Source organism: Flavobacterium olei, from assembly GCF_039749035.1.
In the GTDB taxonomy this organism is placed as follows: Bacteria; Bacteroidota; Bacteroidia; order Flavobacteriales; family Flavobacteriaceae; genus Flavobacterium; species Flavobacterium olei.
In genome coordinates this window covers 23,894-37,977 of record NZ_JBDKWC010000008.1, presented here as the reverse complement: position 1 = coordinate 37,977, position 14,084 = coordinate 23,894, and the positions used below count along the sequence as shown (strand labels likewise).

Annotated in this window: 7 protein-coding genes; 2 read left to right on the top strand and 5 right to left on the bottom strand. The window is 35.0% G+C overall.

The genetic code is table 11. The features are described from left to right. Nucleotides 1–11 precede the first annotated feature (11 nt). The 5 genes from ABEB31_RS19720 to ABEB31_RS19700 form a co-directional block, all read right to left on the bottom strand. Nucleotides 12–1,703 carry a RagB/SusD family nutrient uptake outer membrane protein gene (locus ABEB31_RS19720; RefSeq protein ID WP_347053379.1) on the bottom strand — a complete coding sequence of 564 codons (1,692 nt, stop codon included), beginning with the start codon at nucleotides 1,701–1,703 and terminating at the stop codon, nucleotides 12–14. 15 nt (nucleotides 1,704–1,718) lie between these two features. Continuing rightward, nucleotides 1,719–4,823 (bottom strand): SusC/RagA family TonB-linked outer membrane protein, encoded by a 3,105-nt coding sequence (locus tag ABEB31_RS19715; RefSeq protein ID WP_347053378.1) that lies wholly within the window; start codon nucleotides 4,821–4,823, stop codon nucleotides 1,719–1,721. A gap of 18 nt (nucleotides 4,824–4,841) precedes the next feature. After that, nucleotides 4,842–6,449: a glycoside hydrolase family 32 protein gene (locus ABEB31_RS19710; protein ID WP_347053377.1), complete on the bottom strand. Its 1,608-nt coding sequence runs from the start codon at nucleotides 6,447–6,449 to the stop codon at nucleotides 4,842–4,844. Next, nucleotides 6,412–7,770, bottom strand: coding sequence for a sugar porter family MFS transporter (locus tag ABEB31_RS19705; RefSeq protein ID WP_347053376.1), 1,359 nt, complete (start codon nucleotides 7,768–7,770; stop codon nucleotides 6,412–6,414). The genes ABEB31_RS19710 and ABEB31_RS19705 overlap by 38 nt, the downstream gene beginning before the upstream one ends. Nucleotides 7,771–8,000: 230 nt before the next feature. Beyond that, nucleotides 8,001–10,739, bottom strand: coding sequence for a substrate-binding domain-containing protein (locus tag ABEB31_RS19700; protein WP_347053375.1), 2,739 nt, complete (start codon nucleotides 10,737–10,739; stop codon nucleotides 8,001–8,003). A gap of 724 nt (nucleotides 10,740–11,463) precedes the next feature. Here ABEB31_RS19700 and ABEB31_RS19695 point away from each other — a divergent pair. After that, nucleotides 11,464–11,847: a hypothetical protein gene (locus ABEB31_RS19695; RefSeq protein ID WP_347053374.1), complete on the top strand. Its 384-nt coding sequence runs from the start codon at nucleotides 11,464–11,466 to the stop codon at nucleotides 11,845–11,847. Between the two features lie 314 nt (nucleotides 11,848–12,161). Further along, nucleotides 12,162–14,081 carry a hypothetical protein gene (locus ABEB31_RS19690; protein WP_347053373.1) on the top strand — a complete coding sequence of 640 codons (1,920 nt, stop codon included), beginning with the start codon at nucleotides 12,162–12,164 and terminating at the stop codon, nucleotides 14,079–14,081. Nucleotides 14,082–14,084: the final 3 nt, after the last annotated feature.

The window sequence follows — 14,084 nt, the reverse complement described above, 5'->3', positions numbered from 1 at the left end:
TTCTTTAAAAATTAATAACCTGGATTTTGTTTGTACAATCCCTGACTGAAATTAATTTGCTTCAACGGAATTGGGCAATACTCCTCTTTATGCGCATCAAAAAAGGCATCCTGATAATACGTGCGTTTTGTTTTTTCTTTTGCATAAAAATCATTCATAACCTGATCAGTAATTCCCCAGCGGACAAGATCAAAGAATCGGCTTCCTTCCATTGCCAATTCTAAACGACGCTCCCAACGTAAAGCTTTGCGGGCGAAATCCTGTGTCCAGTTGCAATTGCTTCCGTCAACATACGTATTAATTTTGAAGTTGCTTACATAAGGCAATCTTCCTGTACTTTGTGCTGCTCTTCCTCTGATTTCATTAATCAGCGGCAAAGCTTCAGATTGTCTTCCCAGTTCAATCAAAGCTTCGGCACGCATCAAAATCACATCGGCATAACGAATCTGAATTCTATTTTTTGAATTTCCGTAAAACGGATCAATATTTACGACACAGCTGCAATTTGGGGCAACGTTTTCTTTTAAAGAGGCATAATAACCATAAGTTCCCGGAGATCGTACCCAAGCTTCAACATATAGAAATTCCGGATCATATTTATAGGGCAGACCAGGCATCGCAACTGTATGATACAATCGTGGGTCAACCGTAGTAGCATCTATATTTTTATAATCAAAATCTTCGTTGTTGTAAGTATCGAATTCAGGCAAACCATTTGCTCCTGTTTTAAAAGCATTCACCAGGTTCTGGCTTGGTTTATGAAAATCACAACAACCTAAACCTTGCGGCGTAGAAAGCACATCAGAAAAATTCAATCTTCCGTATAAAGTTCCATCGTTATCAGAAAATTGAATCGAGAAAATAGATTCCGGACCGTTCTCATAAGTTCCCGGCAAAAAGTTGTTGGCAAAATCAGGTTCCAAAGATGCTTTTCCAATTACTTTGTCCGTTGCAGCGATTACTTCCTGCAAATGCTGCTGGTTGATTCCTGTAACTTTAAAAGTTTCATCCTGAGTATAGGCCTGATACAATCTTGTTTTTGCTAAATAAGCATAAGCCGCTTTTTTATTGGCACGCCCCACCTGCGACTGTGCATCTGGCAAGTTATCGGCTGCAGCCTGAAAATCTTCTGCAATTTTATCCCACAGCTCCTCATTTGAAAGCACTTTGTTTGAAATCGTTTTATAATCTTCTATCGGAATATCTTCTGTGATATAAGGAACATTTCTGAACATGATTTTCAGCATAAAATAAAAATGTCCTCTTAAAAAACGCATTTCAGCCATGCGTGTTTTTTTTAGGGGATAATCCGCTTCTGAGAGTTGTTCTAAGGCTTTTAAGGCTTTATTGGCTCTTGAAACGCCTACATAGCTGATGTACCAAAAAGAATCTAATTCACCGAAATCCGGTCTGATATTATTTGATACTTCAAAAAAGTGAAAATCCTGAATATCATTTGTTCCGCTTCCTCCCTTGTAGGCATCATCTGAGCGTACATTTCCAAACGGCCATAAACTGTACGGAGAATCATAATGATCATTTCCTAATTGCGCATATGCGGCATTCATAAATCCTTCAACATTTTCAGGGGTAACAATATCTTTTTCTGATAATACACCACGGGGATCATTTTCTAAAAAATCGGAACAGGAAGCAAAGAAAACCATCGCTGCAAATCCTGCTGTATATAGTATTTTTTTCATTTTTTTAATCTTTTATTATAAAGTAAAATTAAGACCTGCAGTAAAAGTCGTTGGCTGCGGGTAGCCAAAACCTGCATTTTCCGGATCAACACCTGTAAAACTTTTAGCATCCAAAATCAGCAGATTTTGTCCGGAGATGTATAATCTAAAACTTTCCATGCTCAGCTTTTTCAGTAAATCTTTTGGAAGACTGTAACCAAACTGCAAAACTCTAAGTTTAAGATAACTTCCATTTTCTACATAATAAGTCGAAAATCTTGATTCTGCATTTCTGTCAACAGTTGTCAAGGCAGGAATTGTTGACTTTGTATTATCCAGAGACCAGGCATTCAATAATCGAGTTCCTTTATTTGAACCAACATCATCTACACTCCAGAAATCTGTCTGGTATTTTGTATTATTAATCACATCAACATCTGTCGCACCTTCCCAGAAAGTAGTAAAATCAAAGTTTTTATAAGATAAGTTCAAATTGATCCCATATAATAATCCCGGATTGGGATTACCAATCCATGTACGATCTTTATCCGTAATTGTTCCGTCGCCATTTAAATCTTTGTAACGAATCCTTCCAAGGCCTTTTCCTTCCTGAATTGCCGAGTTATCTACCTGATCCTGACTTGTAAACAATCCGTCTGTTACGTAGCCGTACATTGAGTTAATGGAACGTCCCAAAATATTATCATCTAATCCATCACCACCATAATTGTTTTTAACTTCATCAGGCAATTTGGTAATCTTATTTTCGTTAGCCGAAATATTTCCAGAAATATCATATTTCAGTCCAAAAGAAGTTTCATCGTGATAGCCTAAAGAAAACTCCCAACCTTTATTTTCCATGGAAGCTCCGTTTACCCAGCGATTTCCGCCCTCCCCGATAACTCCCAAATAAGGCGGCAATACCAAAATATCATCTGTTTTTTTGATGTAATAATCTACAGATCCGCTTAGTTTTTGTTTGAATAAACCAAAGTCCAAACCAATGTTGGTTTGCGTTGTAGTTTCCCATTTCAAATCATCATTTCCTGATTGTGTCGCAATAAAACCAGACGGAAGCAATCCATTTCCGTTTCCTGCAATATCGTAAGCCGTTCCGTAAGAAGTAGCCCATGTTGGGCTACCGCCAGCATAACTTGCCAGATAAAGTGAGTAAACAGCTGTATTGCTGATTTCCTGATTTCCGGTTTGTCCCCAGCCTGCTCTTAATTTTAAATCAGAAAAAACAGGAGCATTGTTTTTTATGAAATTCTCATTGCTAATCCTCCAACCTGCAGAAACTGCCGGAAATGTACCAAACTGATTGTTTTTTCCAAAACGAGAAGAACCATCGCGACGAATTGTAGCTGAAACCAAATAACGATTATCAAACTCATAATCGGCTTTTCCAAAATAAGAAAGCAAAGAATATACTGTCGAGGTTCCGCTTGTAAAAGATTCTCCTGTTCCTGCATCAGGATACATATAATCTGGCGTTTCGATCAAAAAGTCATTTTTACGCAAAGTATTTGTATCATATTTGTCTTTGTACATCTCCGTTCCGGCCATCAAATTCAGATTACTTTTTCCGAAATTCAAGCTGTAAATTGCCGTATTTGTCCAAGTCCATTTATCGCTTATAGACTGATCAATTGTAACCGAAGTCTGATCGTTTTGTAAATAACCCGATTTGTAGCTTCTTTGTAAAGTTCGTTTTTTGTAAAACCCGTAATCCATCCCGAAACTGGTTTTGATATGGAGGTTTTTAATAATTTCCAAATCAGCGTAAACATTACCAAAAAGGCGCAGGTAATCGTATTTATTGTCTTTATTATATTCTAAAAGACGTACTGGATTTTGTCTGTCGTTCATTCCTCCGACCGGTCCTCCCCAGCCAATTCCGTCAACGGTATGTACGGGAATAATTGGCAAAGCTCTCAATGCAGGATCTAAAACGCCAGGGTCTGTTACTTCGTTTGTGCGGTTTAAACTGAAATTTTCACCAATTACTAATTTTCCGTCGAAGTATTTATATGAACTGTTCATTCTCGCTGAAATTCGCTCAAAATCGGTAGTTTTTACAACACCTTCATTTCCGTAATAGCCCAATGAAAAAACATAATTTCCTTTATCAGAAGCATTTGAAACCGATAAGTCATAAGAATTGGCAATTCCGGTTTGAGATATAGCATCGTACCAATCGGTATTTGAAGCTTTTAACGTGTTTTGTGTATCCAAATATTCAGGAACTAGGACTTTATTGAGTTGCGGCTTATTGTCATTTACCGACCAGTCAAACTGATAACGCAAATTATTGTTATTCGGATTTAGACCGTCGTTAATATTTGCCTGCCAAAGAGCCTGTCCAAACTGATTAGCATTTAAAACATTTAGTTTTCTCGAGTAGTCAGAAAAAGAAGCATACGTACTGAAATTGATTCTCATTTTGCCTTCTTTTCCTTTTTTGGTTGTAATGATAATTACACCGTTTGAAGCTCTTGAACCATAAATACTAGCTGACGAAGCATCTTTTAAAACCTGGATTGTTTCAATATCATTTGGATTCAATTCATGCATTCCTGATTTTGTAGGCATTCCATCGATTACGTAAAGCGGATCTGTGTTGTTTAAAGTTCCAACGCCACGAATTACTACTTTTGTATTTCCTCCGCTTGGCGAACCATCTGAAGTCACTTTTACACCCGCAATTCGACCCTGTAACGCTTTTATTGGGTTTGGTTCGGGCTGTTTCATGATTTCCTTCATGTTTACAACTGCAACTGCCCCTGTAATATCTGTTTTCTTTTGTTTTGAATATCCTGTTACGACAACTTCATTAAGTTGATTGTTGTCTATTTTCAAAGTTACATTTATTGTTTTTTGCCCTTTTACGGAAATAGATTGTGGTGTATATCCAATAAAAGAAACAACAATTACAGCATCTGAATTTATATTCCCGAAAGAAAAATTTCCATCAAAATCTGTTACTGTACTGGTATTTGTACCCGATATAAGCACGGTTGCTCCCGGAAGTGGCATTCCGTCATCTGACGAAATTACTGTTCCTTTAATCCCGCTTTCCTGTGCTGTCATCATCAGCATTGGAAAGAAGAAAAATAGAAAATAAATAATTTTACTTTTCATGAGGTTAGTGGTTTTTAGTTAGTTTATATTTAATTGATTGATTACAAGGCTGCTCAGTTCAACTCCTTCGTTTGAAGAAACTGACAGAGAAGTGAATGGCTGGTTTGTAAAAAAGATTTCGGTTATTACTTTCTCGCCATTATTGTAAAATATCTCAATGGATGTTTTATCTAAAATGATTTTAAAAACTCCTTCTTTTTGATTTGCGTCTAAAGTTGCTTTGGTAATTGTTGAAGCAAATTTTTCTGAAAAATCGTTTTTTCCTGCTTTCGAACGATCCAGAAATAAGTAATGATCTGAATTATTTAATCCGAACGTTAAAGATTCTCCGTTCTCGTTTGAAAGTTTAAAAGTGTAAGTGTCCTGTTTTAAGTTTTTTACATTAAAATTGACCATTGCCTGAGTCAAATCGATTTTTCCTGATTCCACAATTGAAAGTTTTCCTTTTCCTTTCAAGCTTTTTCCTTTGATGGTTTTGGAAACATATTTATTAATTTCTTTTACCGGATTAGTAATCAAACTATAATCATTTCCTTTTTTGATTAACTGAATTTCGCGGGCAATTGTAGTGCTGCTTCTCCATGCAAATGTTGGAACATCTTGCGCGTACTCCCAGTTAGACATCCATCCGATAAATAATCGACGTCCGTCGGCACTTGGAACATTATTCCAGGTTACTCCGGCATAATTATCTTTTCCATAATCAATCCAAACTGCTTTTTCCTGTTCTACTCTTTTGGCAAAATTAGAATCCAATGTAAAAGTTGTGCCATCAAAATCTCCAATAAAATATTGTGTCCCAGAACCTCCGTTAGCGCCGCCGGGATTTAAACTCTGAATTAAAACCCATTTGGTTTCATTCGTTCCTTTAACTTTTATGGGAAAGAAATCCGGGCATTCCCAAACACCTCCGTGAGCTCCGATATTTTTTCCGAAATCAGATAAATATTCCCAGTTTTTAAGATCTTTTGATTTGTAAAACTGAGATCGGTCCTGAGCTGCTAAAACCAATATCCATTGTTTATGGGTTTCATCCCAAGTAGCTTTTGGATCACGAAAATCACGAATTCCAGGGTTTTTCACGACAGGATTTCCTTCCTTAAATTTCTGCCATGTAAAACCATTGTCATTCGAATAGGCAATATCCTGCTGCTCCACATCGATTTTGTTTTCTTTTTCTTTTGTCATATCATGCAGCGTATAAATCGCTACAATCGGAGCTGTTTTTCCCGTTCCTAAACCTGAGGTATTATTTGCATCAACAACAGCACTACCGGAAAAAATATATTTGTCATTTTCCGGATAAATCGCAATAGGCTGTTCTTCCCATTTCACTAAGTCTTTGCTAATTGCATGTCCCCAATGCATTGGTCCCCATTTATTTCCATCAGGATAATACTGATAGAATAAATGATAATATCCGTTGGCATAAAACATTCCGTTTGGATCATTCATCCAGCCTTTTTTTGGCGTAAAATGAAAATGAGGACGGTACATTTTTTCTTCTGCAGAAGTTGAAACTGTAACTTCTGTTTTTTGTGCGGCAGCCGAATATGGTTTACAGCCTGCTATTGAAAGTACGAGTGCACTATAAAATGTCAGCGATAGATGTTTCTTTGATTTCATGGTTTTTGATATTTTTTTTGGTTAGATTTTCACTTAATACTTCCAAGGAAATCCCTTTAGTTTCCGGCATTATAAAAATTACAAACAGTAATTGTAACACCATCATAAGCGTAAAAATTAAGAATACAACATCAGGTCCAATTTCTGAGAATAACATTGGAATTAAAGATGGAATAATTGCTGCCAGAACCCAGTGCACTGAACTCCCGAAAGCCTGTCCAGACGCACGGATATGATTTGGAAAAATTTCTGAAATAAAAACCCAGATTACAGCTCCCTGACCAATGGCGTGAGAAGCTATGAATAAGAAAAGGAAAATTGGCACAGATAATCCTCCCCAATTGAAATAAAACGAAGCCGAGACTAATCCTAAAGAAATAATATATCCTATAGAACCAATGTACATTAACAACTTTCTTCCTAATTTGTCAATTAATGCAACTCCTATTAAAGTAAATATAAGGTTTGTGATCCCGATTCCTATACTGCTTAACAAAGCTGTATTTTGTCCTAAACCTGCCTCTTCAAAAATCCTTGGCGCATAATACAAAAAGGCATTGATTCCAGAAAATTGATTAAAAAATGCAATTAAAAAAGCCAGCATTAAAGGAAAACGGTATTTTTTCATGAAGATGTTTTCATGTTTGGTCATACCATTTTCTCTAGAATCGTCCATGATATCTTTTAGGCTTGCTGTCGGATCTATTTGAAACAACACTTTGCTTGCTTCTTCATCTCGGTTTTTAGACAGCAACCATCTTGGGCTTTCCGGGATTGTAAGTATAAAAAGTATATAAATAAAAGATGGAATTGCCTGAACTCCTACCATCCAGCGCCAGGCGTTTTCTCCGATATCTTTCAATAAATAATTGGATACAAAGGCAATTAAAATTCCCAGTACAATATTAAACTGATACAAGGCTACTAATCTTCCGCGTTTGTCAGCCGGAGCAATTTCAGAAACATAGGCCGGAGCAGCAATGGTTGAAGCACCAACTCCCAAACCTCCTATAAATCTAAAAAAAGCAAAAACATAAGGATCATTTGCAAAAGATGCACCAATAGCTGAAATGAAATATAAAATTCCGATCCAGAATAGTGTTTTTTTACGACCTATTTTGTTGGTTGGAATTCCTCCAAAAATAGCACCTACAACTGTTCCCCAAAGTGCCATTGCCATAACAACGGATCCATGAAAAGCATCAGATGAATGCCAAAGAAGCTGCAATTTTTTATCAGCTCCAGAAATAACTACGGTATCAAAACCGAATAGAAAACCTGCCAGTGCAGCAGTAACAGACCAAATCAATATCTTGTTCATTGTAGATGTATTAAAAACTTATCGCTAAGATATCCGCAAAAAAAACAACTTATTTTTAATGATGTTACAATTTAATTCTATAAATACTGATAGTTTGACATTTACACAACAAAAGCCTTATTTACAAGGCTTTAGACAATTTAAATTTTATTTACGAAAACCGTGTAGTTTCAATTTTGTTACATAAGGTTTAAAATTGATACCTGTTTTGTATCAATTTTAAACCAATATCAATTGGAAGATTTATATTCCTTTGGTGAAATTCCAAATTTATTCTTAAAAGCTGTAGAAAAATAGTTTGGAGAAGAGAATCCCAATGAGTACGCAATTTCTGAAATATTCATGTTATTGGACTTTAAAAGCTCTGCTGCTTTCTCTAATTTTACATTATTAATATGGTCACTGATATTAATTCCGATGATAGCTTTTACCTTTCGATATAACTGAACTCTTGAAACCCCAAGTTTGTAAGCTAAATCTTCAACAGAGAATTTAGGATTTTCGACATTCAGCTTAATAATATCATTCATTTTAGTAATAAATGACTGTTCCTGATTGCCAAATTTAGATTCCGGTTCAACGCGATAAATGTTATTGGTATAATAATAACGAAGCTTTTCTCTATTAAAAAGCAAGCTGGAAATAGATTGTTTTAAAATCGAAAGGTTAAAAGGTTTTGTCAGATATTGATCGACACCACTCTGTAAACCTTTCAAAACTGATTCTTTATTGCTTTGTGCTGTTAAAATAATAATAGGAATATGTGACGAACGCAAATCTTTTTTGAGTTCTTTGCTAATTTCGTATCCGTCTTTGTCAACCAGATTAATATCACAAATGATAATATCCGGAACGATTTCCATTGTTTTTTCAATGGCATCACTTCCGTCTGAAGTATAAACTACGTATTCAACGGATAGTTTGGCTTTTAAAAATGTGACCAAATCTATATTGTCTTCTATAACTAAAAGTGTATGCTTTTCTGATTCAGAGATTGCGATGCCTTGATCTAAATCTTCTTCTATATCTAAATTCTCTAATATGAGATTCGAAGTGTTATTTAAACTTTCGTCTTTATTTATAATTTCAGAAGGCTGCAAATGACTGTTTCCTTTTAATAAGGTAATTACAAACTCACTTCCTTGTTTTGATTTGAGTTCGAGAGTTCCGTGATGCAAGAGCACAAATTCTTTGGAGAGATGAAGTCCAATTCCTGAACTGTTTTTATTATTATTTGAAGCTTTGAAAAAAGGATTAAATACATTCGACAATTCATTTTCAGGTATTCCAATTCCCGAATCTTTAAAACTAATTTTAACCGTATTGTCCTGATTTTCTAAAATAGAGATACTAATTTTACCGTTATCGGGAGTAAATTTAAAAGCATTTGAAAGCAAATTGAAATATACTTTATCCATCAATTCCCTATCGATAAATAATTCCAGATTTTTGTTTTTGCAAATAAGTTGAAAATCAATATTTCTGCGGGCAGCTTCCCCTTTAAAGTTAGTCATTACTTCGTTTGTAAAATCATAGATTTTAGTATTTGAGGTTCTTAAGGTAAATTTTTGTTCTTCAATTTTTCTAAAATCCAGCAATTGATTTATTAATCTGAGTAATCGGTTTGAATTTTTATGAATCAGTTTTACTTCGTCAATAAGTGCTGTTCCCTTAATTTTTTCATTCTCAATCAACGACTCTACATAACTCATAATAAGCGTTATGGGTGTTTTAAATTCATGCGAAAGTCCTGTAAAGAAATTCAATTTTGCTTCGTTGCTTCTTTGGGCAATTTGAGCCATTTCCTGAATTTCATTATTCTGATCAATTACCGTTTGATTGATTCTTTCGAGTTGCTTTTTCTTTCTCGAAATAGAAATAGTAGAATAAATACTGTAAATCGTTAAACTCAAAATAATCACCAGAAAAAAACTCAGCAACCGAACCAGATTATTCTGCGAAGCATATTCCTTTGCCTGTACATTTATTGCCCCTTGCTGTGACTCGATAACTGTTTGTTGCTGATCTACTTTATCCATTTGATTTTCGATAATCTCAGCGTTATTTTGATCGATAACAATGGTATTGAGGATATTATTTTTTGAAATTGGTTCTTTATTATACATTTTCAGAGCCAGTTTTAAGGCTTCATTTCCTCCTGTCGGATACAAAATAGTTCCGTCCAGAACACCGCTTTTCACCAATTCTATACCGCCGTTAACAGTATTTAATCCGTCAACACCAATAAATTTAATTTTCTTTTCTAATCCTAAGGTTTTGGCAGTTTCCCAGGCACTTAATGCCATACGGTCATTATGGGCAAAAATATATTCGATGTTTGGGTTTTGCGAAAGGATTGCTTTTAATGGTGCTTTAACTGATTCTCCCTCCCAATCGCCCTGAATTGTGTTCTCGACTTTAAAGCCATTATTTTCATTAATCACCTGATCAAATCCCAGGCTTCTTTCATAAGCAGGTGAAGAACCATTTGCTCCGGTGATTTCTATAATTCTACCGGAACCTTTGCTGTGCGAAATGATATATCGGGCTGCAATTCTTCCAATTTCAATATTATCAGCACCTAAATAAGCGGTATAATTTTCACCTTCAATTTTTCGATCCACTACAAGTACGGGAATTCCGGCTTTAATCGATTTTTCGACAACTGCCGTTAGAGGTTTAGATTGAATTGGAGATACAATAATAATGTCAACTTTATTAGAAATAAACCTTTCAATATCTTCTATTTGTTTTTCGACATTATTATTAGCGTCTTTAATAGTCAAGTCCACTTCTGGTCTTAAAGAAGCTTCAATTTTTATAGAGCTGTTCATTTGCTTACGCCAATCATCGGTGGTCATTGCCTGAGAAAACCCTACTTCTATTTTATCTCCCTGTTTTTGCTTACAGGAAATTAAACTTAAGGATGCTAAGAATAGCATCAAAGTATATTTTACAAATTGATACATGAAATTATGAGTTTATGTAAATGAAATTAGTTTTCAAAAAATACCTCCGTAGACCCACAACCTGTCAAAATAATTAGGAAGGATTATTTTGTAATGACAAGCGAGAAGGCAATATATAAAAGGTAAAATTAAACTTTTATTTGATGCACGCAAATTAGCGGTACAATATCTTAATACAAAATTTTATAGCAATACACCTTTGCAATTAATTTTTAAAAAAAACTTCCTATTTATAATTCAAAACATTCAGTTACGTTGTGCGTCATCAAATAAAAAAAAATATTGGTATGAGTTGTCTCAATCTCTCTACAATGTTTAACTGCTAATCCACCATTGAGTTTGCCTGTTCTAAACTGGGAATTTCTAGCGGTTTGGATTTTATTCTTGAACTATGAAATTTTCAGATAAACCAATATTTCTTTAACATCGCTAATCACTTCATATTAGATTTTTGGGAACCATTTCCCATACCAGATTAATTCAGGACGTGCGGGATTGAAGTGTAAATGGATGATTTATCAGTATATATAACGTTAACCTTATCTATCTGATTAGTTCATAGCTATTTTATAATTACAAATCATTATTCTGTAAAAAGAACTGTTCAATCCTCGTTAAATTTGATTAATAACAAGGAAAAAAACGTGCAAGCACGGCTATTGTCAAATTTGCTCTGGATAAGCTCAACAAAATGCCAGCAAAATTTAATTTAAAAAGATATAAAATGAAAAATTCAAATAAACAGGAAAATTTCCGTCATGACGACAAGAATTTTCAAAACAGCGATCCAAAAGGTAACTCTTATGATTCAGAAAACCTTGATAATGAATCGGGCGCTGAATCGAAAGATATAACTGAAAAGGATATTGAAGAAGATCTTAAAAATAATGATCCTTCTAAAGGATTTGAAACTCAAATTGATACTGACAGCAATGACACCGAAAATGCCTCTTTTGAAACTATTGAACCCGATCAGGATAATCCCGTTAAAAAGGAGTTCGAAATTGGGAACCTTAGCAACGATGAGCTAAAAGAAGATGAGCACAGCAGGGATGAAAAAGTAAATGGTGCAGTACATTTTAATAAACCTTCTGAGCGAAAGTTTTAATTCTAAGAATCTAATGCGCCTCAGCTGGGGTTTTACAGGGTTACAATTCTGTACCGCGGTCAAAGAGCGCATCAAATTTTTCTGGGATGCTATTGCGAAAAGCATCATTATGATTATTGTTTTACCGTATTAAAAGCGCGGTTAAACTTTCTGATTGTAACAATAAAGTATAATGAAAGATGGTATTGATACTGCAAGACACCTTAATGAAACGGCACAAGTATATTATGTATTTTAAGCATAATTGAAATGTATATGTATATTTACATCATCAAACTGTAGCGTTTATTATTGTTATCCAACCAAACCATTAAATGAATTTTATTAATCTAAAGTTTTCCAAAATAATTACGGCTCTGTTATTTTTTATTTTCTCATTGCAATGTGCTGCGCAGCATTCTAAAGAGGAATTACTTACCCTAATTAATAAAAAGAATCTGCCTTTAGAAAAAAAAGTGGAGTATCTGTCCGAGCTTAGTTGTCATTTTAGAAGAGCGGATACCATCAAGGCATATCACTATGCCCAGTCAGCACTTGCTTTAGCACGAAATGAAAAAGCTCTTGATCAAGAGGCTATTGCTTATGAGGCATTGGCAGATATTGCAAGGTATCAGGAGAATGTTCGCTGGCAGGTAAAATATGCAGATTCCAGCTTTTTACTGGCTGCCCGTTCCGGGAATCCTAAGGCTATTGCATATGCCAATTATGCCATTGCCTACCGACACGAAGCCGTAGGAATTACAGATAAGTATATCTATCACATGCTTAAATCGCTGGCTTATTTTGAAAAGCAAAAAATAAGATACGACAAACTGGTAAACGGATATGAAAATCTCGGAGGCAGTTTCAGCGACAATAATGATTTGAAGTTCAGCCGAAAATACAATAAAAAAGCGTTGGAATTAAGCTATGAAAGCCGCAATGCGTGTAACATTGCCAATGCTTCGACCAGCTGGGCACTATTTCTTGTAAAGACCGCAGAGCAAAAGTCACCTGCAGACCCAAAACTTCTAAAAACTGCTGAATCATATTATTTAAAAGCAATTAACTTGTTTGAAAAAGAACAGAAAAAAGGTACACTCAACGCTTCTTACGGCAGGACCTGCCTGAATTTGTCCAGTCTTTATCTGTATCATTTCTTTGAATCGCAACCGGAAAAGACCTTATTTTATCTAAACAAAGCAGAACAAGCATGTCTTAAGATTAACGTTCCTGTACAACTCATGGTAATGTACGGACAGCAGGCACAGTTCTACACCAATCTGGGTGACATAATAAATACAGAAAAAGTATTGCAAAAGATCGAGTTGATCATCACGCAAAATCCTACTGTTAATTCCAGATATCGTGCGCTTCTCTATAAAAACTATATGGATCTCGCTGAGCTTAAAAATGATTTTACCGCCTATAGAAAGTATTTCGTACAGTATGACAAAGCAGTTAGCATGATGATTGAAAAGGAAAACCGCGCCAAGGAGTACAATGCGTCGGTGCGATTTGAAACAGAAAAAAAATCACAGCAAATTGCAATGCTGCAGGAAAACCTTTCAGCACGCCAAAAAATCAACTACCTTTTTACAGCACTTTTAATTTTCGTATTCTTTACATTTTTATTTATGCTGCGCTCCTATCATTATCGCCAGAAATCCTATATAAAAAATAACCTGTTGCTTCAAAAAGCTAAAGAAGAGGCCATACTTTTATCTAAAATTAAAGAGGAAGAAACGGTTATTGCTGTGTTAGAATCGGAGCTTATGGAGAAAGAACTTCGCATTGCTCTTCAGGAGAAAAAATGGAATGAAGAGCAAAATAATAAGCTGCAACAGAAATTAATGACCAATAATCTGCATTTGGACAAGAAAAATGAAATTTTAAAAGACATTAAATCAAAATTATCTGAAATGAAAGCAGAAAAATCTGCTGATATTAATAGGCTTTCCAAAACAATAGACAGAAACATAGAAGTAGATGAGGAATTTGAACTATTAAAAACAAGCCTCGAGAATACAAATCCGGTATTTTTTTCAACGTTAAAAGAAAAAGCATCCGGCTCGCTGACCAAACTGGATTATAAATATTGCGGTTATATTAAATTAGGATTAAGTACTAAAGAGATCGCAAACCTAATGAATATTGAACCCCAAAGTATGCGAATGGCCCGGTATCGCATTAAACAGAAATTAAATCTGGACCGCGAAACAGATTTAGATTCTTATCTTACTTCTTTAGATTAATGA